Source organism: Pseudomonas sp. MWU12-2037, from assembly GCF_023242345.1.
Taxonomy (GTDB): domain Bacteria; phylum Pseudomonadota; class Gammaproteobacteria; order Pseudomonadales; family Pseudomonadaceae; genus Aquipseudomonas; species Aquipseudomonas gingeri_D.
In genome coordinates, this window is record NZ_JALLIZ010000016.1 from 112,785 (window position 1) to 135,304 (window position 22,520).

A 22,520-nucleotide genomic window follows, 5' to 3' on the forward strand; every position below is an offset into this window, starting at 1 on the left:
ATGAGCGAGCCGCTTGGGACTGCGGTTCCATGTCGGTAGATTCGGCGGCACCGACGAATACTTGAGTCATTTGGGCGGATATCAGTGGCCACCAAAAACAGCGTATCAGCCCAGACGCTCGACTTCGGGCAAGACCATGGCCGCGACCTCACCCTGGAGGAAATCACTGAGCCGCCGCAGACGCTCCCCGCCCGGTCGGGTTTTCGGCCAGACCAGGTAATATTTCTCACCGCTGTCGACGGCGGTCGGCCACGGCAAACTCAAACGCCCCTGGGCCACATCCTCGGCCACCATCAGCAAGTCGCCCATGGAAACCCCATAACCCCGCGCAGCGGCAATCATCCCCAGCTCCAGGGTATCGAACAGTTGGCCGCCCTTGAGGGAGACCCGTTCGGACAGACCCATGCGCCCCAGCCAACTGCGCCAGTCGCGCCGATCGGGCGTCGGGTGCAGCAGCTCGACGCTGGCCAGACGCTCGGCATCCCAAGGCTGCTCATTGAGCAGCGTAGGTGCTCCCACCGGAATCAACCACTCGGAAAACAGGTAGCTGGCCTCCCAGTCGGGCGGGAAATGGCCGTTGCTGAGCAGCACCGCACAATCGAACGGCTCCTGGTTGAAGTCCACGCTGTCCACATCCATCCAGGCACTGGTGAGCTGCACCTCATTGCCTTGCTGCAAATGCCGGAAACGGCTCAGCCGCGCCAGCAGCCAACGCATGGTCAGGGTCGAGGGGGCCTTCATGCGCAGGATGTCGTCTTCGGCGCGCAAGGTATTGCAGGCCCGCTCCAGGGCACCGAAGCCCTCGCGAATACCCGGCAGCAGCAAACGCGCGGATTCGGTCAGTTGCAGATTGCGCCCGTTGCGCTGGAACAGCCGGCAGGCGAAGTGTTCTTCGAGCGTACGAATATGTCGGCTGACCGCACTCTGGGTAATCGACAGTTCCTCCGCCGCCCGGGTAAACGAGCTATGGCGGGCCGCCGCTTCGAAAGCGCGCAAGGCATACAAGGGAGGCAGACGACGGGACATGGGAAGCGCTCCGATAACGCAATGCGCCAACCCTAGCAGAAAGCGCCTTGCATGAGTTTTTATCATGCGAGCAATCGGTTTTATCCCTTTGTGCAAATGCCCGGGAACCCTGAGAATCAACGGTCCTCACTGCCTTGCACCTGTCGAGCCTGATGATCATGAAGCATTCAGCACGCACCGAACTCTGGGCCATCCTGCGGCTGTCCGGGCCGCTGATCGCCTCGCAGTTGGCGCATATGCTGATGGTGCTGACCGACACCCTGATGATGGCCCGGCTCAGCCCCGAGGCCCTGGCCGGCGGCGGCCTGGGGGCGGCGAGTTATTCGTTCGTGTCGATTTTCTGCATTGGCGTGATCGCGGCGGTCGGCACCCTGGTCTCCATTCGCCAGGGCGCCGGCGATATCGAAGGCGCCACCCGCCTGACCCAGGCCGGGCTCTGGCTGGCCTGGGCAATGGCCCTGCTCGCCGGCCTGCTGCTGTGGAACCTCAAGCCGGTGCTGCTGATGTTCGGCCAGACGCCGAGCAACGTGCACGCCGCCACGCAGTTCCTGACCGTGCTGCCGTTCGCCCTGCCCGGCTACCTGAGCTTCATGGCCCTGCGTGGTTTCACCAGCGCCCTGGGCCGCGCCACCCCGGTGATGGTGATCAGCCTGTGCGGGACCCTGGCCAACTTTGCCCTCAACTACGCCCTGATCACCGGGATGTTCGGACTGCCCAAGCTGGGCCTGGTGGGGATCGGCCTGGTCACCGCGCTGGTCGCCAGCTGCATGGCCCTGGCGCTGGCCTGGCATATCAAACGGCATCCGGCGTACCGCAACTACCCTTTGCTGCGGGGCCTGTCGCGACCCAACTGGCAGTATCTGCGCGAGCTCTGGCGCCTGGGCCTGCCGATTGGCGGCACCTATGCCGTGGAAGTCGGCTTGTTCGCCTTTGCCGCGCTGTGCATGGGCACCATGGGCAGCACGCAACTGGCGGCGCACCAGATCGCCCTGCAGATCGTTTCGGCGGCCTTTATGGTGCCGGCGGGGATTTCCTACGCCATCACCCTGCGCATCGGCCTGCACTATGGCGCCGGGCAATTGCTCGACGCACGCCTGGCCGGCCGGGTCGGTATCGCCTTCGGCGCGGCCGCCATGCTGGCCTTTGCCGCGCTGTTCTGGCTGGCACCGAATCAATTGGTCGGGCTGTTCCTGGATCGCAACGACCCGGCGTTCCAACCGGTCATCGAACTGGCCGTCAGGCTGCTGGCGGTGGCCGCCTGGTTCGAGCTGTTCGACGGCACCCAGACCATTGCCATGGGCGCGATCCGGGGCCTGAAAGACGCCAAGACCACCTTCCTCGTCGGTCTTGCCTGCTACTGGCTGATCGGCGCTCCGGCGGCATGGCTGCTGGCGTTCGACTTCAACGGCGGACCGACCGGTGTCTGGTGGGGCCTGGCGCTGGGCCTGGCCTGCTCGGCGGTGAGCCTGACACTGGCGTTTGAATGGCGGATGAAGCGGATGCTCGGACGCCATACGGCGCAAAGCCCACAGCCTGGCGTCATGGATGCAGCCTGAGTCGACAGGCTGCCTCCAGCGGCGTCAAACCACTTCCTGCACCGCCGGCTGGGCGGCGTCAAAGATCAGGTATTCCACCAGTTCAGCCAGCGGCAACGGCTTGCTGATCAGGTAACCCTGGACCTGGTCGCAGCCGAACTCACGCAGCAAAGCCAGTTGCCCTGGCGTTTCCACCCCTTCGGCCACCACTTCCAGATGAAGGTTGTGGGCCAGGTTGACCATGGCATGCACCAACTTGCGGTTTTCTTCGCGCTGCTCCATGCCGCCGACAAAACTCATGTCCACCTTGAGCAAGGCAATCGGCAGGCTGTTGAGGTGCACGAAGGAGGAAAACCCGGTGCCGAAGTCGTCCAGGGAAAAACGCACCCCCAGCCGCCTCAGAGCATCCATGGTCTGCTTGACCAGGTCGCTGCGGCGCATCACCGCGGTTTCGGTGAGTTCAAATTCCAGCCATTGCGCCTCGACACCGCGCTCGTTAATCAGCCGGCTCAAGGTCGGCAGCAACTGGCTGTCCTGGAACTGCCGGAACGACAGGTTGACCGCCATGTGCAACGGCGCCAGGCCGCGCTCGCGCAGGGCCTGCATATCCCGCAGCGCCCGGGAAATCACCCAGTAGCCCAACGGCACGATCAGGCCGCTTTGTTCGGCCAGGGGCACGAACTCGCTGGGCGGCAACAACCCGCGCTCGCCATGGCGCCAGCGTACCAGGGCTTCGAGCCCGACGATCTTGCCGCTGCCCAGATCGAGGCGCGGCTGGTAGTGCAATTCCAGTTCATCGCGGCGCAGGGCCCGGCGCAGTTCACTTTCCAGGTCGGCGAGGCTGCGGGCGTTGCGATTGATCCGTTCATTGAAGATATGAAAGGTGCAGCCCTGGGTGCTCTTGGCCTGCTGCATGGCGATATGCGCATGCCACATCAACGGGTCGGCCCCGGCGTTGGCACGGGTATGGGCGATGCCCAGGCTGCAACCGATCAGCAGGCTCTCGCCGTCGACCCAGTAAGGTTCGGCCATGGCCTCGACAATCCGTTCGGCCACCCTCCCGGCCCGTTGGGGCGCGCGACGGGTGTCGATCAGCAGGGCGAATTCATCGCTGCCCAGGCGCGCCAGCTGGTCACCGGCCTCGAGCTGGCTCTTGAGCCGCGCCACCACCTGCAGGATCAGCCGGTCGCCGGCCTGGTGACCCAGGGCGTCGTTGGCATGGCGGAAATTGTCCAGGTCCAGGTGCCCGAGGGCCAGGCCGCGCCCTTCGTTCTCGGCCAACCGCGCCGCCAGCAGGGTCTGGAACCCCTGGCGATTGGCGATACCGGTCAGCGGATCCTGCTCGGCCAGGCGTTGCAAGGTGTTTTCCAGCACGCCCCGTTCCCGCACATGGCGCAGGCAGCGGCGCAAGGTCGGCGCATCGAGGCCCTGGCGAACCAACCAGTCACTGACGCCCAACGGCGCGATCAAGGGTTCTTCGTCCAGCAACAGGATGGTCGGCAGGTGGCAGCGTCCCGGCGCCGGCTGCAGGTTCGGCACCGTCAACAACAGCGCCGTGCGGTCAGCCTCGAACAGGCGGCTGACCACCTCCCAGGATGGCGCATGGATCAGCACGGCCGAATCTCCCAACGGAGCCAGACACTCGCGCAACAAGGCAGCCCACTCCGGCTCATCGGCCAGTAGCAGCAAACGCAAGGGTTCCACAGGCGTAGACAAGCTGACTCCCTAGACTCTGCAAATAACGTTGACGATCAACATTGCGACACGCTTCGGGGCGACTTTAAATACGAGTGATTATCAAGTGCTTCGTTGTGTAACACAAAGGTGAACAATAGCTGTAATTCCGCCGCGCATCCTGCGTGAAAGTAACAAAACCGGCAAATTTAGATAGCGCGGCACGTCACAGTGTCGGAGAGTCGCGGCAGAATCCCTCCAGCCTGTTAAAATGCCCGCCCTTTTCGCAACAGACTCCTGACTCCGTCATGTCCCGACTCAATCCCCGGCAGCAAGAAGCCGTGAACTACGTCGGCGGCCCTCTTTTGGTGCTCGCCGGCGCCGGCTCCGGCAAGACCAGCGTGATCACCCGCAAGATCGCCCATCTGATCCAGAACTGCGGCATCCGCGCCCAGTACATCGTCGCCATGACCTTCACCAACAAGGCCGCGCGGGAAATGAAGGAACGCGTCGGCACCCTGCTCAAGGGCGGCGAAGGCCGTGGCCTGACGGTGTCGACCTTTCACAACCTGGGGCTGAACATCATCCGCAAGGAGCATGCGCGGCTGGGCTACAAGCCGGGTTTCTCGATCTTCGACGAGGCCGACGTCAAGGCCCTGATGACCGACATCATGCAGAAGGAATACTCGGGCGACGACGGCGTCGACGAGATCAAGAACATGATCGGCTCCTGGAAAAACGACCTGATCCTGCCGCCCCAGGCCCTGGAGAATGCACGCAATCCCAAGGAACAGACCGCCGCCATCGTCTACACCCACTACCAGCGCACGCTCAAGGCGTTCAACGCGGTGGACTTCGACGACCTGATCCTGCTGCCGGTGAAGCTGTTCGAGGAACATGCCGACATCCTCGAAAAGTGGCAGAACAAGGTCCGCTACCTGCTGGTGGATGAATACCAGGACACCAACGCCAGCCAGTACCTGCTGGTGAAAATGCTCATCGGCACACGCAACCAGTTCACCGTGGTCGGCGACGACGACCAGTCGATCTATGCCTGGCGCGGCGCGCGGCCGGAAAACCTGATGCTGCTCAAGGACGACTACCCGTCCCTGAAAGTGGTGATGCTGGAGCAGAACTACCGCTCCACCAGCCGTATCCTGCGCTGCGCCAACGTGCTGATCTCGAACAACCCCCACGAATTCGAAAAGCAGCTGTGGAGCGAAATGGGCCACGGCGACGAAATCCGCGTGATCCGTTGCCGCAACGAGGACGCCGAGGCCGAACGCGTGGCCATGGAAATCCTCAGCCTGCACCTGCGCACCGACCGGCCCTATAGCGATTTCGCCATCCTCTACCGGGGCAACTACCAGGCCAAGCTGATCGAGCTGAAGCTGCAACACCACCAGATTCCCTATCGCCTGTCGGGGGGCAACAGCTTTTTCGGCCGCCAGGAAGTCAAGGACCTGATGGCCTACTTCCGCCTGATCGTGAACCCGGACGACGACAACGCCTTCCTGCGGGTGATCAACGTCCCACGCCGGGAGATCGGTTCGACCACCCTGGAAAAACTCGGCAACTACGCCACCGAACGCAAGATCTCGATGTACGCCGCCACCGACGAAATCGGCCTGGGCGAACACCTGGACAGCCGCTTCACCGACCGCCTGGCGCGCTTCAAGCGCTTTATGGACCGGGTGCGCGAGCAGTGCGCCGGCGAAGACCCGATTGCCGCCCTGCGCAGCATGGTCATGGACATCGACTACGAGAACTGGCTGCGCACCAACAGCTCCAGCGACAAGGCCGCGGACTACCGGATGGGCAACGTCTGGTTCCTGATCGAAGCGCTGAAGAACACCCTGGAAAAAGACGAAGACGGCGATATGACCGTCGAGGATGCCATCGGCAAGCTGGTACTGCGGGACATGCTCGAGCGCCAGCAGGAAGAAGAGGACGGCGCCGAGGGCGTGCAGATGATGACCCTGCATGCATCCAAGGGGCTGGAATTCCCCTACGTGTTCATCATGGGCATGGAGGAGGAAATTCTCCCACATCGCTCCAGCATCGAAGCCGACACCATCGAGGAAGAACGGCGCCTGGCCTACGTCGGCATTACCCGTGCCCGTCAGACCCTGGCCTTCACCTTTGCCGCCAAGCGCAAGCAGTACGGCGAGGTCATCGACTGCGCGCCGAGCCGTTTTCTCGATGAGTTGCCGCCGGACGACCTGGCCTGGGAAGGCAACGACGACACGCCGACCGAAGTGAAAGCCGTACGCGGCAATTCGGCGTTGGCGGATATACGCGCGATGTTAAAGCGCTAGAATTGAGCATTTTTTAATCTATCTTCAGCGCAAAAGCGCTATTCGAGGACGTTCCGTGGAAGCACTGCACAAGAAAATTCGCGAAGAAGGCATCGTGCTTTCCGATCAGGTCCTGAAGGTCGACGCCTTCCTGAACCACCAGATCGACCCGCAGTTGATGAAACTGATCGGTGACGAGTTCGCCGCGCTGTTCGCCGACTCGGGCATTACCAAGATCGTCACCATCGAGGCCTCGGGGATTGCCCCGGCGATCATGACCGGGCTGAACCTCGGCGTGCCGGTGATTTTCGCCCGCAAGCACCAATCCCTGACCCTGACGGAAAACCTGCTGTCGGCAACGGTGTATTCCTTCACCAAGCAGGTGGAAAACACCGTGGCGATTTCCCCGCGCCATCTGACCAGCAGCGATCGCGTGCTGATCATCGATGACTTCCTGGCCAACGGCAAAGCGTCCCAGGCGCTGATCTCGATCATCAAGCAGGCCGGCGCGACCGTGGCCGGCCTGGGCATCGTCATCGAGAAATCCTTCCAGGGCGGCCGCGCCGAGCTGGATGCCCAGGGTTATCGCGTGGAATCCCTGGCTCGGGTCAAGTCCCTGGCCGGTGGGGTCGTCAGCTTTCTCTGAGCCGAACCCGGAAATCAGAGACCTATCGCGCTCGAGTCCCGCAGCGAACCGGATAACTTGAACAGTTCGCTGTCGGTCTTGATCCCCAGCTTGCGGTAGGCCGACTGTTTCTGCGTGCTGATGGTATTGGCGCTGCGGGAGAACTTGGCGGCAATCCCGTTCACCGACATGCCATCCAGGAAGCAGCGCAACACTTCCCGCTCCCGCGGCGAAAGAATCTCATCGTGCGCACAGCCGCACGTGCGCTCGGCGGCGACCGACACCTTGCACAACGCCGCCTCCGACACCCCCACCTCCCGGGCCATGGCCGGGTGCAGGTAGATCTTGCCGCGGGCCACGGTACGGATGGCGGCCGCCAGTTCGTCCAGGCGCTGGGACTTGCCGAAGAAGCCCCAACTTCCCGCCTGCAGCGCCAGCGACACGGTCGCCGGCGTGTATTGCGCCGACAGCACCAGGGTCCGGCACTCGGGATAACGCACCCGCAGCGCGCGGATCAGGTTGACGCCATCGATCTCCAGCGGACCGAGCATGAAATCGACGACCACGACATCGGGCCGTCGCTGGGCCAACGCGGCGAACAGTTCCCCACTCGTGGAAAAGGAACCGATGATCTCAAGATCGGACTCCTTGGATAACCACAAGGCCGTGCCCACCCTTATCACCTCATGGTCATCCAGCAGCATGACGGTGCGGGGACCAGAAAATACGCTACTCATCTTGGATCAGACCTCCTGAACGATAGAGCCAGGCCGGCAACGGGAGGGGCCCGGCTAAGACCTACAGAACTTTCAGACTTATAGCAGCCAGCACCGGGAGCACAAACGACAAACCATTCGAGAAATCACGAAACTGCCAGGGTTCGAGTTATCTCGATATGTCGGAAGTTTGGTTTGCACGAGAGTGATAACCCTCATCCGACAGGCTAGTACCTTCCCTACCGACCTGTCGGAAGAGACATCAACTGAAATCATTCAAGGTAATCCGATGAAAATCTCTCAAGTCTCTGCCGCCGTTTCCCTTGCGCTCGCCGCCCTGATCGCCCTGCCGGCTTCCGCAGCCAACGACGGCATCATCAACTTCAACGGCTTGGTGACCGACGTGACCTGCACCATTGAAGGCGAAGCGCCAGGCGGCGGTACCGTGGTCAAGAACGTCGACCTGGGTGGTGTGCCCGCCTCTCTCCTGACAAACGCCGGCGATCGTCGGAACCTCACTGGCTTCACGATTCGCGTGGGCGCGCCAGGCGAAACGGCCTGCACCAACGGTCGCACCGCCATGGTCGCGTTCGACCCGACCAGCCCGGCGATTGACGTCGCTACCGGTCGCCTGAACATCGACGCCACCGCGAACGCCGCCAGCAACGTCCAGGTCGAGGTGACCCAGCGCGACGGCACACCGATCCACGTCTACAGCGAAAAATCCGAAGGCGTGATCATCTCCGACAACCAGGCGCTCATCCCCCTGGCCGCCCAGTACTACGCCACCGGTGCCGCGGGCGAAGGCGAGGTCGCCACCCGGGTCGGCTTCATGGTCGAGTACGCCGACTAAGCGTCATCCAATGGACCTGCGCCCTGTCGTGGGTCCAGCCTTCAACACGAGAGCTTCGCCAATGAACAACCTGACTCGTTCGGGCATGGCCATCTGTGCCCTTCTGACGGCATCGCTGCATGCTACGTCCTCGTTTGCCGCCGTGATCATCCATGGCGCGCGCGTGATCTATCCCGCCGAACAGCAGGAAGTGGTGGTTCGACTGGAGAACAAGGGCGAACGCCCCGCCCTGGTCCAGCTCTGGCTCGACGACGGCGACAAACGTGCGACACCCGCAACCGCGAAGGCGCCCTTCACCGCGCTACCGCCGATCCTGCGCATCGAACCGAAAAAGCAGCAGGCCCCGCGCCTGCGTTATACCGGCGAGCCGTTGCCCACGGACCGCGAAAGCCTGTTCTGGCTGAATGTGCTGGAAGTGCAGCCGACCGCAGCCGACGCCAAGGACAAGAACCTGCTGGAGCTGTCGTTTCGTTCCCGTCTGCGGGTGTTCTTCCGACCCGAGGGGCTGCCCTATTCGAAGGCCGCCGCAGCACCGAAGCTGAGCTGGAAGCTGGTGCGTCACGAAGGCGGTCACGCCCTGGAAGTCGTCAACCCGACGCCTTATCACGTATCCCTGGGCTCGGTCGAACTGGTGGGTAAAGGCGGCAACGAACGTTATCCGAAAGCCCCGAATAAAGAGGCCAACGACAGCCTGTTGCTGCCCGCCGGCGATATCAAGCGCTTCGTCCTGCCCGCCCTGCGGACCCCGCCCCCGGGTGCACTGAAGGTCGAGTTCAGCGCCATCAACGATTTCGGCGCACGGGTCAGCCATACCGCCGACATCCCCTCTTGAACCGGACCGACGATTGCCCATGAACACCCTCAGATCCCAGCACACCGTCCGTTTCACTCGCCTCGCCGCCCGGCTCGTCCTGGCGACCCTGACGTTGATCACCTGCTTCACGGTGCAGGCCAGCGTCGTTATCACCGGCACCCGCGTGGTGTATCCGGCGAACCAGAAGGAGATGAGCATAAGGTTCGAGAACAAGAACCAGAAACCGGCGCTGGTGCAGGTCTGGCTGGACAGCGGCGACGAGGAGGTGACGCCGGAACGGGCCAAGGTCCCGTTTGTCGCCACGCCGCCGATCTTTCGGATGGAGCCGGACAAGCAGCAGGTCGTGCGCCTGACCTACACCGGTGAAGCGCTGCCCAAGGATCGCGAGAGCCTGTTCTGGCTGAACATGCTGGAAGTCCCGCCCAAGGCCCAGAATTCGGAGCAGAGCAACCAGCTGCAACTGGCGTTCAAGACCCGCATCAAGCTGTTCTTTCGACCCCAGGGCCTGCCGTACGAGGCGGTACAGGCCACCGAAAAACTGCGCTGGACGCTGGTGAAAACCGAACAGGGACCGGCCCTGGAAGTGCATAACCCGACGCCCTACCACCTGAACTTCGATTCGGTGGAGCTGCTGGCGGCGGGCCAACGCCATGCCAAGCCGGTCGGTGAGACGGCAGTCGCGAACATGGTCAATCCGCAGGCCAGCAACCGTTTCCCCCTGCCCAGCCTGAAGTCGACGCCGAGTGCCGGCGCCCAGGTCGAATTCCAGGTCATCGACGACTACGGCGCCCGGCACACGCACAAGGCCCAGGTCATGCCATGACGGGCTGACCCCATAACCGGCGTCCCTCGAACGCCCACCCGTAACGACACCTCCGGCCCCGTCGCGATCCACAACGCGCGACGGCAGGGAACGGCTTGCCCGAATCCGGCAATACACAAGGTTTGGAACGTTAGTGATGAGATCGAAGACACAACCTGTAGCCGGCGGATCGCGTCCCGCGCGCAGCCGCCTGGCCCACGTCATTCACAGCCTCCTGCTGTTGGGCGCCGGCAGCGTCCTGGCCGCCGACGAGGTCGAGCAGGTGGAGTTCAACCCGGCCTTCTTTCCGGGAGGTGGCGGGCAGATCGACATCTCGCGCTTCAACGAAGGCAATGTGGTCCTGCCGGGACATTATCGTGCCGATATCAGCGTCAACGGCGGCTGGATCGGCCGCGACGAACTGACCTTCGCCGGTGTCGAGGGCCAGAAAAACGCGCAGCTGTGCCTGGATCGCGCCCTGCTGATCAGGCTCGGGATCGACCTCGACGGGGTGGCACAAAAGGCCGCCGACGCTGGCGAAACCGTTCCGCCGCCGTTACCGAGTACACCGGCCTGCGGCGATATCAGTACCTATCTACCCGGCGCCAGCGCCCGCTTCGATGCCGGCGAAAGCCGCCTGGACCTGCAAGTCCCGCAGATCTACCTGTCACGCAAGGCACGCGGTTATGTCAGTCCCGAGCACTGGGACACCGGCGTGAACGCGGCGTTCGTCCGCTACGACGCCAACGGCTTCATGAACAACAACCAGGGCCGCTCATCGTTCTCCAACTCCCTGCGGCTGAACACCGGTCTCAACCTGGAGGGTTGGCACCTGCGGCACAACGGCGCCTACAGCAGCAACGATGCCGGCGGCAGCTACCAGAGCAGCGCCACCTATGTGCAACGGGAACTGCCCGGGCTGCAATCGCAATTCATGACCGGCGAGATCTACACCACCGGCGAGTTGTTCGACAGCCTGCGCATGCGCGGCGCCAGCCTGGCCACCGACGATCGCATGCTGCCCGACTCGCAGACCGGCTATGCGCCCATCGTCCGTGGCGTGGCCGAGACCAACGCCCGGGTCAGCGTACGCCAGCGCGGCATCCTGCTCGACGAAACCACGGTGGCCCCCGGGCCGTTCGTGCTTGACGACCTGTTCCCCACCGGCTACGGCGGCGACCTGGAAGTCACCGTCACCGAGGCTGACGGGCGCCAGCGGCAATTCATCGTGCCTTTCGCTTCCGATGTGAAACTGCTCCGACCGGGTTACAGCCGCTACTCGTTGAGCGTGGGCGAAATGGCCGAGCTCGGCGTCAACAGCAATCCCTGGCTGAGCCAGGGCACCTTCCAGTACGGCCTCAACAACCTGCTGACCGGCTATGCCGGGGCCCTGGCCTCGGAAGGCTATAACTCGCAAATCCTCGGCACCGCCCTCAACACCCCGGTGGGAGCGATTTCGCTGGATCTGACCTCCTCCCATGCCCAACTGCCGGGGAATGGCAACCGCCGGGGCCAGAGTCTGCAGGCCCGCTACAACAAGAACTTCGCCGACACCGGGACCAACTTCGCCCTCGGGGCCTTCCGTTACTCCACCGACGGTTTCCTCACCGCGCGGGATACCGCGCGACTGCGCGAACTGGCCCGCGACGGCGGCAACCTGGACAATATCAGCCGGGTACGCGAACGCCTGGATATCAGCATCAACCAGAGCCTGGAGCGGGGTTCGCTGTTCCTTACCGGCTCGTCGCAGAACTACTGGAACCGCAAGGGCGGCAGCCTGAGCTTCAGCGCCGGCTACAGCAGCAACTGGCAACGCCTGAACTACACCTTCAGTGCCCAGCGTACCCGCGACCTGCTGACCGAACGCAGCAGCAACCAGATCGACCTCACCATCAGCCTGCCGCTGGGCTACTCGAACCGTGCGCCGAATCTATCGAGCACGCTGACCCACGGCGACCGGCAAAACAGCATCCGCACTGGCCTCAGCGGCACCTGGGGCGAACGCAACGAGATCAACTACGGCGCTTCGGCCAGCCACGCCGACAATGGCATCGGCAACAGTTTCAACGCCGACCTGCAGTACCGCAGCCGCTACGCCCAGGCCTCCACCAGCTACAGCCAGGGCAACGGCTACCACTCGCAATCGCTAGGCCTGTCCGGCGGCCTGGTGGCCCATGCCGACGGCCTGACCCTGACCCCGGAACTGGGCGACACCTTCGGCCTGGTCAACGCGCCCGGAGCCAAGGGCGCCTGGGTCGGCGGCAATAACGCGCAGGTGGACGATAACGGCTACGCGGTGGTGCCACACCTCACGTCGTACCGCCAGAACGTGGTCGAGCTGGACCCCGGGGACATGTCCCACGACGTGGAGCTCAAGTCCGCCTCGCACAACGTCGCGCCCCGGGCCGGTTCCGTGGTGGTGATGAAGTACGAGACCAGCAGCGGGCGGGCCTTGATCATCAATGCCCTGCGCGAGGATGGCAGCCCGCTGCCCTTCGGTGCCGATGTGTTCGATGAAAGCGGCGCCAGCACGGGCGTGGTCGGGCAGAGCAGCAAGGCGTTTGTCCGGGTACCGCGCGATAGCGGCCAACTGACGGTCAAGTGGGGCTCGGCCAGCACGGACGTCTGCCGGATCACCTATGACCTGGGCACGCTCGCCGACTCGAACGGTTTACGTCAGATGGATGGGGAATGCCGGGCCGCCATGACCGATACGCCTCGGTCGGGGCCGTCGGATACCGCTGCGGATGAGGCTTGATCATGGTCGCCCATACCTGCTTCGCAAACGCCCCTGTCGACAGATTCCAGACCTTACTTCACGCGAGACAGAAAATGAAACGCCCCCTCCAGTCAGTTTGCGCATTGCTGATCCTTTCACTGCCGGTGGCGGCTCAAGCGGCGTGCAACTATTACCCAAACAACCCGCGCAACGGCGCGACTTTTCCAGCCACTATCAGCGTGCCGTCAAGTCTGGCAGTGGGAGCCCTGATAGCAAAAGCCACCTTTGGTGGTACATACCCCAGCGGCGTCAGCACCTGCAGCCCTCCCATCATGCAGCAAACAACCGGGCGATATACAAGCGCCGATTTGGTGACGCTTCCTGGTGTGGGAGGTGTCTATCGAACCAATGTTCCAGGGATTGGCATACGGGTCTATGCGACGCTCAGGTGGGGGAGCCCCTACTTGCTGCCCCTCCACAGCAGCTCGACGTCACTGACCTATACAAGCTATGAACACACCATCGTCACGATGGAGGCCCAGTTCTACAAAATAGGGAACGTATCAAACGGTACGGTCCCCGGCGCAAATCTCATGGTGAACAGCTGGGATGGGCGCACCATCCACACGGTTCTACTGAACAACCCCGTCAGCTTCGTCACCCCCACCGCCACCTGTGACCTCGCCGCTGGCGACGTCAGCCGCGTGATCGCGCTGGACCCCGTGCGGATCTCGAACTTCACCGGCATCTCGATCGGCACCAAGAATTTCGACCTGACCGCCAACTGCAGCAATGCCTCGAACGTCACCTTCAGATTCACCGGCACGCCGGACCCCGGAAACTCCGCGCTCTTTGCCAATAGCACAGGTTCGGCTCGCGGTGTTGCGCTATGGCTGCATACACCGGGCCAGACGGTAAGCAACAACAGTACTCGCACCGTCGCGGTTTCAGGCAACCGGGCCGTGCTACGCATGGGGGCGGAGTATCACAAGACCACCGGCACCCTGACCAAAGGCTCACTGGCAAGTACCGTTACCGTCAACATCACTTACAACTGAGCCAGCAGAGCGCTCGTGGCAATGCTCGATGAATGCAACGCATCAATCTCTTACCTGACAAGGAAACCTGCGATGAAAACACCTCTTTTCGTATTGTCCCTACTGGTTGCCGCCACCACGATCACCGGCACTACCCAGGCTGCCACAACCGGCAGTCTAAGGTTCACAGGGAATATCGAGGGTGGCACCTGCAACCTGGACCCATTCGATGTCAGCCGCTTGATCGAGTTACCCCCGGTTAAGGTCAGCGACTTCAATAGCTCTAACTCAGCAGGGCTCAGGACATTCAACCTGACCGCCAACTGCGACGCAGATATCAGAAATGTCACCTTCACCTTTAACGGCACACCGGCCTCTTCCGGGCAATACTTCGCCAATATCGGCGGCACCGCCACCGGCGTCGCTACAGCGATTCAATCGCGTATCGGGGGAGTTGCCTCCAACATCCCGGCCAACGGCAACGCTGCCGATCGCGGGAGAACCATTCCCACAAGCGCTGGCAAGGCGGTACTGCCCATGGGCGCGGAATACAGAAAGATCGTCATCGGCAGCGTCACCAAAGGCACGCTGAGCACCACGATCTCTGTGACCATTACCTACAACTGACACCCCAAGCCCTATCAGGCCGCCACCTCCCGTCGGCCCGCCAGAACGGACAACACCCGATGAAGACCTACCTGATACCCCTGGCGCTGGCGCTCGCAACCATCGCCCCGGCTTCGGCCACGGAAACCCTGAACCCGGGCAATCTGCGCTTCGAAGGCACTGTCGAGGGCGGCACCTGCAACCTGATTGCCGAGGACCTCGAGCGCGCCATCTCCCTGCCACCGGTCAAGATCGATGACTTCGCGGGCGTCGAGTCGGCGGGCCACAAGCCCTTCGAGCTGAGCGCCCGCTGCGACTCCGATATCACCAGCGTCACCTTCACGTTCCATGGCACGCCGGCCTCCTCGGATGGCGCCCGCTTCGCCAACACCGGCGATGTCAGCGGCCTGGCGCTGTGGCTGTACTCGCAGCTGGGGGGCGTGCGACAGACCATCCGCGCCGACGGCAACGACAATACCCGCACCCTGACGCCGAGCGGCGGCCAGGCGGTGCTGCCACTGGGGGCGGCCTACTGGAAGTCCGGCGTGGTCAGCGAAGGCAAGCTGGAAAGCCTGGCGACGGTGGACGTCACCTACAACTGAGGCATGCGCCCTGCGCCAAGGCCCTGTCCGCTAGCCGGCAGTGGCCTGCAACCCCGCCAGCAACAGGCGCTGGTACAACTCGTCACGCAGGCCCTGGGGCTGCGCCAGCCCCATGCGCTCCAGATGTGCCGGGAATGCCGACGGCTCGGGCGCGTCCAGCGTCGCCTTGCCCAACTCAAGTGCCTCGGTGAGCTTGAATTTGCTCTTGAGCCAGTTCAGCGCCCGCAGCAGATCCCGCTCCTCCACGCTGAAATCACAGCCCAGCGGATACTCCGGGAACAACTGCGGGTGACGCGCGCGAATCGCCTGCAAACGTTGCGGGCTGTTATCGGCAAACCGCGAATCGAGACGGAAATTCCCCGGCAGCTTGCCGACTTTTTGCGCCTGCTCGATCAGCTCCGACTGAAAGCGCGAATCGGCGATATTCAGCAACGCTTCGATGACCTGGACGTCGGTCTTGCCGCGCAGATCGGCAATGCCGTACTCGGTCACCACGATATCCCGCAGATGCCGGGGGATGGTGCAATGCCCATACTCCCAGACGATGTTCGAACTGACCTCGCCGCCCGACTCGCGCCAGCTGCGCAGGATCAGGATCGAGCGCGCGCCCTCCAGCGCATGGCCCTGGGCCACGAAGTTGTACTGCCCGCCGACACCGCTGAGCACCCGGCCGTCTTCGAGCTGGTCGGCCACCCCCGCGCCCAGCAACGTCATGGTGAAGGCGCTGTTGATAAAGCGTGCGTCGAGACGCTGCAGGCGCTTGAGTTCTTCCTGGCCAAACAGCTCGTTGATATAGCTGATGGCGGTCATGTTGAACTCGCCCAGCTTGTCCCGGGACAGCTCGTGCAGGCGCTGATAAAAACTGCGCGGGCCGAGAAAGAAGCCGCCATGCACCGCAATACCGCCCGTCTGCAGGGCACTGTCGAGGGTTCCGGCATTGGCCTGGCGTTGCTGCTCAAGGTCGGCGTAGACCTTGCGCCGCACGATACCCGCGTCCACCAGCACCAGCAGGCCATTGACGAACATCTCGCTGCAACCGTAAAGCCCCTTGGCAAACGACTCGATGCCACCCTCCTTGTCGAGCAGCGCCTTCCAGGGGGACAGGTCGATATCCGCCAGCAAGGCCTGGTAACCCTCGTTGTCCGCCTGACGGGCCAGCAAGGCACCGGTCAAGGCGTCGCCCATGGAGCCGATGCCGATCTGAAGGGTGCCACCATCGCGCACCAGGGTGCTGGCGTGCAGACCGATAAAATGGTCCTGGGTGTCCACCGGCATATTCGGGGTGGAGAACAGGGTGCTGCGTTCCGGCTCGTCGATCAGCAGGTCGAAGGCATCACGGCTGAGTTCGGAATCCCCGGGCATATACGGCAGATCGCTGTGAACCTGCGCCAGCACTAGGATGGTCTCCCCGGCGGCGCGGCGGCGGGCGATCATCGGCAACAGGTCGAGGGTAATGTCCGGATTGCAGCTCAGGCTCAGGTGCCCGGGATGTTCCGGCGCCTCGGCCACCAGTTGCGCGATCAGGTTCAGGCCGGCGGCGTTGATATCGCGGGCGGCATGGCTGTAGTTGCTGCTGACGTAGTCTTGCTGGGCCTGCGTGCTGTGCAACAGGCTGCCGGGCTGCATGAAGAACTGCTGGACGTGGATATTCGGCGGCAGGCTGTCCCGGCGCAGGTCGGCGAGGAAATCCAGTTCGGGGTAGTCGCCGAATACTCGTTCGACAAAGGGTTCGAGGAAACGCCGCTGCAAACCGTCGCCCAGGGATGGGCGACCGAGACTCAAGGCCGTATAGATCGTCAGCCGACGCTCCGGCAATTGCCTGATGCGCTGGTAGAGCGCGTTGATAAAGCGGTTGGGTTTGCCCAGGCCCAACGGGCTGGCCATGTGGATATGTGCCGGCAGCCGTGCCAGCACCTCATCGACCGCACGTTCGATAGAACAGGATTGCACCATCGGATCCTCCTCGCCTTTCCGTGAATTGAGGTTCGACCGAGCTTGCCGGGAATCTGCTGAAAATGACAGCCCACAGACACAGGTTCGGGTTTTCACCAGATGCAAAAAAGCCGCTCGTAAGCGGCTTTTTCAGAGACGATCGGTCTTATTTCAACCCGGACATTTTCTCGATCGCACCTTTGAGCTCGTCATCGGAGCAATCGGCGCAGGTGCCTTTTGGCGGCATCGCGTTAAGGCCGGTGATGGCCTTGGCCAGCAGGCCGCTGAGGCCGCCTTGGTGATCGGCGCGATCTTTCCAGGCCGCGGCGTCGCCGATTTTCGGCGAACCCAGCAAACCAGTGCCGTGGCAGGCGTTGCAATGTTTGGCAATCACTTCATCCGGCGTCTTGGCACCACCGCCACCGCCCACGGTAGCCGCCACTTCCATGCCTTTACACTCTTCGCCCTGGACACACACCTTGCCCACCGGCTCCAGGCGCTTGGCAATGTCGTCATTGATGGTCGAAGCCTGAGCGCTGATGGCCCACAGGGCGACTACGGTTGCTGGTACGGCCAGCATTTTCATAATTGGATTCACGCGTACACCCTCAATGGTGGCTAATCACGCCCGCAACCACGGTTTCGCAGGCGGCGTGAGTATAACGGTTCGATTGCCACTGCGAAACAACCCTAATAGTCACAAGGGTATTAGCAAGTGGCCAATCAATACTACCGGGCGCCTTGAAATCCCTGACCTGACGCCTCTCTGTTAAAAATTCGCCGGTGTCGCTGCGCTGATTAGTCGCGCGGGGGTATCGAACGGGTTGCGGAAGCGATGCGGCTTGGTGCTTTCAAAATAGTAGCTGTCGCCCGCTTCGAGGACGAAAGTTTCTGCACCCACCACCAATTCCAGTCGACCTTCCAGCAAAATGCCAGTCTCTTCGCCTTCATGGGTGAGCATTTCCTCTCCGGTATCGGCACCTGGAGGATAGATCTCATTGAGAAAAGCGATAGCACGGCTGGGATGAGCACGACCGACCAGCTTCATGGTCACGGCACCATCGGAGATATCGATCAGCTCGTTGGCCTTGTAGACGATCTGGGTCGGTTTTTCCTGGAGGATTTCTTCGGAAAAGAACTCGACCATGGACATGGGAATGCCGCCAAGCACCTTCCTCAGCGAACTGATCGAGGGGCTGACGCTGTTTTTCTCAATCATTGAAATGGTGCTATTGGTGACGCCCGCGCGTTTGGCGAGTTCACGCTGAGACAGACCTTTCAGTTTACGGATGGATTGCAGTCGTTCACCGACGTCCAATACGGCAGCCTCCCAGGGATTCAGGCGATGTTGTAATTGAGCGATATCATGGCATAGCGTTCAGTATTTACAACACTCAGGGCCGAATCCTGGTCGGCGGGACGATCTGTGGCGCGGCGGGTTGCCCGTTAGCTCCCGGTGTAGAGCAGTGGCACCCGGCGCAGGTTGCAGAAGATCTGATAAGGAATGGTCTCGGCCCGGGCCGCGACCTCACTGGCCAGGATGTTCTTGCCCCACAACTCCACCGTCGAGCCCAACCCGGCCTGGGGCACGTCGGTCAGATCGATGCACAGCATGTCCATCGACACCCGGCCCAGCAGTTGGCTCGGCTGGCCCGCCACCAGCACCGGCGTGCCGGTCGGTGCGTGACGCGGATAGCCGTCGGCATAACCCATCGCAACCACGCCAACCCGCGTCGGCCTGGACGTCACGAACAGGCCGCCGTAGCCCACCGGCTCACCCGCCGGCAGCTCGCGCACACTGATGACTTTCGACTCCAGGGTCATGACCGGCTGCAAACGCGCGGCGACAGGGTTTTCTTCTTCGAAAGGCGTCGAGCCGAACAGCAGGATGCCGGGACGTACCCAGTCGCTGGAAATCTGCGGCCAACCGAGCACCGCCGGAGAGTTGCGCAGGCTGACCTCAGCCGACAAACCCTGGCGCGCGGCCTCGAAGGTCGCCACCTGTTCGGCGCTGCGCTGGCTGCCCAGCTCATCGGCGCGGGCGAAGTGGCTCATCAGGACGATTTTCGCCACTTTGCCGCTGGCCTGCAGGCGCTGGTAAGCCGCCTGATAATCAGCCGGTTCCAGCCCCACCCGGTGCATGCCCGAGTCGAGTTTGAGCCAGACATTGATCGGCTTGGCCAACACCGCCTGCTCGATGGCCTCCAGCTGCCAGAGCGCATGCACCACGCACCAGAAGTCGTGCTCGACGATCAGTGGCAGTTCGGCGGCCTCGAAAAAGCCCTCCAGCAACAGGATCGGCGCGCGAATACCCCCGGCCCGTAACTCGAGGGCCTCCTCGATACAGGCCACGGCAAAACCATCGGCCTCGGCTTCCAGGGTCTGGGCACAGCGCAGCGCGCCATGACCATAGGCATCGGCCTTGATCACCGCGAGGGTTCGGGCACCCGAGACTTCGCGGGCCAATTGGTAGTTGTGACGAAGGGCTTGGAGGTCGATCAGGGCACGGGCAGGACGCATGGCGGCAAACTTCTGGACGGTCAACGAGGAAAAAAACCGGTGCGAAAAGCAGTGAGACCGCCATCACACCGGGAGAGGGATCGTACTTAAGGCAGAGCGGCCACGACCGACAGCTCGACCAGGATTTCCGGTTCGCACAGCTTCGACTCAACCGTGGCACGGGCCGGCGCGACGCCTTTGGGCAGCCACTTGTCCCAGACCGAATTCATCCCGGCGAAGTCGGCATCGATGTCTTTCAGGTAGATCGTCACCGACAGCAACCTGCTCTTGTCGGTACCCGCCAGATCCAGCAAACGCTCGATATTGCCGAGGGCTTCACGGGTCTGGGTTTCAATCCCGGCGCTCATGTTGTCGCCAACCTGCCCCGCCAGATACACGGCACCGCTGTGAACAACGATCTGGCTCAGACGTTCATTGGTGAGCTGGCGCTGGATTGCCATGTTTTGCAGTCTCCTGGGGCGTTTTGCCGTAACGGGAAATATCGAGGCCTTCGGCACTGATCTGCGGCTTTTTCTTCGCCATCAGGTCAGCCAACAGGCGACCGGAGCCACAAGCCATGGTCCAGCCGAGCGTACCGTGACCGGTGTTCAGGAACAGATTGCGGAATGAGGTCGCCCCCACGATCGGCGTACCGTCGGGAGTGGTCGGACGCAAACCGGTCCAGAAACTGGCTTGCTCGAGGTCGCCGCCCTGAGGATAAAGATCGCCGACGATCATCTCCAGCGTTTCGCGCCGTTTCGGATTCAGCGACAGGTCAAAACCGGCGATTTCCGCCATGCCACCGACGCGGATGCGGTTGTCGAAACGGGTGATCGCGACCTTGTAGGTTTCATCAAGGATAGTCGAAGTCGGGGCCATGGCCGGGTTGGTGATCGGCACGGTCAGCGAATAGCCCTTGAGGGGGTAGACCGGCGCCTTGATCCCCAGCGGCTTGAGCAACTGCGGCGAATAACTGCCCAGCGCCAGTACGTAGCGGTCGGCGGTTTCCAGCTTGCCGTCGATCCACACGCCGTTGATGCGGTCACCCGCATGGTCGAGCCGTTGAATGTCCTGGCCGAAGCGGAATTCCACACCGAGCTTGATGGCCATTTCGGCCAGGCGGCTGGTGAACATCTGGCAGTCGCCGGTCTGGTCGTTCGGCAGGCGCAGGGCGCCGGCGAGGATATCGGTGACGCTGGCCAGGGCCGGTTCGACCCGGGCAATGCCGGCGCGGTCGAGCAATTCGTAAGGGACACCGGACTCTTTCAGTACCGCGATGTCTTTTGCCGCGCCATCGAGTTGCGCCTGGGTGCGGAACAACTGGGTGGTCCCCAGGCTACGGCCTTCGTAGGCAATCCCGGTTTCGGCGCGCAGTTCGTCGAGGCAGTCACGGCTGTACTCGGACAGGCGGACCATGCGCTCCTTGTTCACCGCATAACGACTGGCGGTGCAGTTGCGCAGCATCTGTGCCATCCACAGGTACTGGTCGATATCGGCGGTGGCCTTGATCGCCAGCGGCGCGTGGCGCTGCAGCAACCACTTGATGGCCTTGAGCGGCACGCCCGGGGCGGCCCAGGGCGAGGCATAACCGGGCGAGACCTGGCCGGCGTTGGCGAAACTGGTCTCCATGGCCGCGGCCGGCTGACGGTCGACCACCACCACTTCGAAACCGGCCCGCGCCAGATAATAAGCACTGGTGGTACCAATGACGCCGCTACCCAATACCAGAACTCGCATGTGTCTATTCCTCAATCCGCGGCCAGGCGCCGATGTTTAATGTTCAAAGCCAAGATGCGCGCAGTGTAAAAAACAATAGCCAGTGCTTTTCACTATATAAGTGCCTATATTTGGCGAGAATTCTCGGCACTATCGCTTTTGACGGAGGGGCATTCCCTAATGAGAACCAACCATCAGACCAAGCGCGAGCTGGACAAGATCGACCGCAATATCCTGCGCATCCTGCAGGCCGACGGGCGCATCTCGTTCACTGAGCTTGGCGAAAAGGTCGGACTGTCCACCACGCCCTGCACCGAGCGGGTTCGCCGGCTGGAGCGCGAAGGCATCATCATGGGCTACAACGCCCGGTTGAACCCGCAGCACCTCAAGGGCAGCCTGCTGGTGTTCGTCGAGATCAGCCTCGACTACAAGTCGGGCGACACCTTCGAAGAATTCCGACGTGCCGTGCTGAAATTGCCCCATGTGCTGGAATGCCACCTGGTCTCGGGGGATTTCGACTACCTGGTGAAAGCACGGATTTCCGAGATGGCTTCCTACCGCAAGCTGCTCGGCGACATCCTGCTCAAGCTGCCCCACGTTCGGGAGTCCAAGAGCTATATCGTGATGGAAGAAGTGAAGGAGAGCCTGAACCTGCCGATTCCGGATTGAGCCTAGACCAGTACCTGACGCGTGGTAGCGATGTATTCGTGCACCTGCTGCTCGGCCCGTGGATGAATCATCTCCACGGGACGTCGGCCATTGGGGCAAGGCAACGTCGGCGTCGTGCCGAACAAACGACAGATCAGCGGGCGCTCGTCATACACAGTGCAACCGTTCGGTCCCAGGTGCACGCAATTGAGCTCGTCCAGCGCCGCTTCCTGCTCGGCGGCGGTCTTGCGCGGCAGGCGGGCCATCTCCTCGGACGAAGTGGTCACCGGACCGCAGCAGTCGTGACAGCCCGGCACGCAGTCGAACGACGGAATTTGCTGACGCAGAAAGCGGATTTTCTGACTGTTGCAACTCATCGAACGACGACCGGAAAGAAGAACAAGCGCGTATTTTGCCTG

The 22,520-nt window shown here is 62.5% G+C and carries 21 protein-coding genes; 11 read left to right on the forward strand and 10 right to left on the reverse strand.

What is annotated here, in order from left to right:
- Positions 1–105: 105 nt before the first annotated feature.
- Positions 106–1,026, reverse strand: a complete 921-nt coding sequence (locus M5B42_RS24450; protein WP_152736682.1) for a LysR substrate-binding domain-containing protein — start codon at positions 1,024–1,026, stop codon at positions 106–108.
- 152 nt (positions 1,027–1,178) lie between these two features.
- Between M5B42_RS24450 and M5B42_RS24455 the strand changes: the two genes are divergently transcribed.
- Positions 1,179–2,582, forward strand: a complete 1,404-nt coding sequence (locus tag M5B42_RS24455) for a NorM family multidrug efflux MATE transporter (protein WP_152736681.1) — start codon at positions 1,179–1,181, stop codon at positions 2,580–2,582.
- Positions 2,583–2,606: 24 nt separating this feature from the next.
- Here the strand turns inward: M5B42_RS24455 and M5B42_RS24460 are convergent, their stop codons facing one another.
- Complete coding sequence (locus M5B42_RS24460) at positions 2,607–4,277, reverse strand: bifunctional diguanylate cyclase/phosphodiesterase (protein WP_248747253.1); 1,671 nt, start codon at positions 4,275–4,277, stop codon at positions 2,607–2,609.
- 266 nt (positions 4,278–4,543) lie between these two features.
- Between M5B42_RS24460 and rep the strand changes: the two genes are divergently transcribed.
- Together rep and M5B42_RS24470 are read left to right on the forward strand one after the other, a co-directional pair.
- Positions 4,544–6,553: a DNA helicase Rep gene (rep, locus tag M5B42_RS24465; protein WP_100942151.1), complete on the forward strand. Its 2,010-nt coding sequence runs from the start codon at positions 4,544–4,546 to the stop codon at positions 6,551–6,553.
- A 55-nt stretch (positions 6,554–6,608) separates the two neighbouring features.
- Positions 6,609–7,178 (forward strand): xanthine phosphoribosyltransferase, encoded by a 570-nt coding sequence (locus M5B42_RS24470; RefSeq protein ID WP_103499758.1) that lies wholly within the window; start codon positions 6,609–6,611, stop codon positions 7,176–7,178.
- A 14-nt stretch (positions 7,179–7,192) separates the two neighbouring features.
- On the opposite strand, the gene M5B42_RS24475 is transcribed toward M5B42_RS24470, so the two are convergent.
- The gene (locus M5B42_RS24475; RefSeq protein WP_152736883.1) at positions 7,193–7,861 is read right to left on the reverse strand and encodes a response regulator transcription factor; all 669 of its coding nucleotides are present in this window, start codon (positions 7,859–7,861) and stop codon (positions 7,193–7,195) included.
- Positions 7,862–8,162: 301 nt separating this feature from the next.
- Here M5B42_RS24475 and M5B42_RS24480 point away from each other — a divergent pair, with 301 nt between their 5' ends.
- From M5B42_RS24480 to M5B42_RS24510, 7 genes are all read left to right on the forward strand, one after another.
- Positions 8,163–8,726: a fimbrial protein gene (locus tag M5B42_RS24480; protein ID WP_248747254.1), complete on the forward strand. Its 564-nt coding sequence runs from the start codon at positions 8,163–8,165 to the stop codon at positions 8,724–8,726.
- 61 nt (positions 8,727–8,787) lie between these two features.
- Complete coding sequence (locus tag M5B42_RS24485; RefSeq protein WP_248747255.1) at positions 8,788–9,558, forward strand: fimbria/pilus periplasmic chaperone; 771 nt, start codon at positions 8,788–8,790, stop codon at positions 9,556–9,558.
- Between the two features lie 19 nt (positions 9,559–9,577).
- Positions 9,578–10,363 carry a fimbria/pilus periplasmic chaperone gene (locus M5B42_RS24490; RefSeq protein ID WP_248747256.1) on the forward strand — a complete coding sequence of 262 codons (786 nt, stop codon included), beginning with the start codon at positions 9,578–9,580 and terminating at the stop codon, positions 10,361–10,363.
- A gap of 136 nt (positions 10,364–10,499) precedes the next feature.
- Entirely contained in the window at positions 10,500–13,100 is a 2,601-nt protein-coding gene (locus M5B42_RS24495; RefSeq protein ID WP_248747257.1) for a fimbria/pilus outer membrane usher protein, read from the forward strand.
- Positions 13,101–13,174: 74 nt separating this feature from the next.
- Positions 13,175–14,119 (forward strand): fimbrial protein, encoded by a 945-nt coding sequence (locus tag M5B42_RS24500; protein ID WP_248747258.1) that lies wholly within the window; start codon positions 13,175–13,177, stop codon positions 14,117–14,119.
- A gap of 72 nt (positions 14,120–14,191) precedes the next feature.
- Positions 14,192–14,725 (forward strand): fimbrial protein, encoded by a 534-nt coding sequence (locus M5B42_RS24505; protein ID WP_248747259.1) that lies wholly within the window; start codon positions 14,192–14,194, stop codon positions 14,723–14,725.
- Positions 14,726–14,784: 59 nt separating this feature from the next.
- A complete protein-coding gene (locus tag M5B42_RS24510; protein ID WP_248747260.1) occupies positions 14,785–15,306 on the forward strand; it encodes a fimbrial protein in 522 nt (173 codons plus the stop codon).
- Positions 15,307–15,336: 30 nt separating this feature from the next.
- On the opposite strand, the gene M5B42_RS24515 is transcribed toward M5B42_RS24510, so the two are convergent.
- From M5B42_RS24515 to dadA, 6 genes are all read right to left on the reverse strand, one after another.
- Complete coding sequence (locus M5B42_RS24515) at positions 15,337–17,259, reverse strand: acetyl-CoA hydrolase/transferase C-terminal domain-containing protein (protein WP_248747261.1); 1,923 nt, start codon at positions 17,257–17,259, stop codon at positions 15,337–15,339.
- Positions 17,260–17,404: 145 nt separating this feature from the next.
- Positions 17,405–17,824 carry a c-type cytochrome gene (locus tag M5B42_RS24520; protein WP_103497912.1) on the reverse strand — a complete coding sequence of 140 codons (420 nt, stop codon included), beginning with the start codon at positions 17,822–17,824 and terminating at the stop codon, positions 17,405–17,407.
- Between the two features lie 183 nt (positions 17,825–18,007).
- Positions 18,008–18,556, reverse strand: coding sequence for a cupin domain-containing protein (locus tag M5B42_RS24525; RefSeq protein ID WP_100942162.1), 549 nt, complete (start codon positions 18,554–18,556; stop codon positions 18,008–18,010).
- Positions 18,557–18,684: 128 nt separating this feature from the next.
- Positions 18,685–19,758 carry an alanine racemase gene (gene alr, locus M5B42_RS24530; protein WP_152736674.1) on the reverse strand — a complete coding sequence of 358 codons (1,074 nt, stop codon included), beginning with the start codon at positions 19,756–19,758 and terminating at the stop codon, positions 18,685–18,687.
- Positions 19,759–19,844: 86 nt separating this feature from the next.
- Entirely contained in the window at positions 19,845–20,198 is a 354-nt protein-coding gene (locus M5B42_RS24535; protein WP_248747262.1) for a RidA family protein, read from the reverse strand.
- Positions 20,170–21,474 (reverse strand): D-amino acid dehydrogenase, encoded by a 1,305-nt coding sequence (gene dadA / locus M5B42_RS24540; protein WP_103497908.1) that lies wholly within the window; start codon positions 21,472–21,474, stop codon positions 20,170–20,172. Before dadA ends, M5B42_RS24535 begins: the two co-directional genes overlap by 29 nt.
- Positions 21,475–21,633: 159 nt before the next feature.
- On the opposite strand from dadA, the gene M5B42_RS24545 reads away from it, so the two are divergent.
- Entirely contained in the window at positions 21,634–22,122 is a 489-nt protein-coding gene (locus M5B42_RS24545; RefSeq protein ID WP_017125528.1) for an Lrp/AsnC ligand binding domain-containing protein, read from the forward strand.
- A 2-nt stretch (positions 22,123–22,124) separates the two neighbouring features.
- Here the strand turns inward: M5B42_RS24545 and M5B42_RS24550 are convergent, their stop codons facing one another.
- Complete coding sequence (locus M5B42_RS24550) at positions 22,125–22,478, reverse strand: YkgJ family cysteine cluster protein (protein ID WP_103497907.1); 354 nt, start codon at positions 22,476–22,478, stop codon at positions 22,125–22,127.
- Positions 22,479–22,520 lie beyond the last annotated feature (42 nt).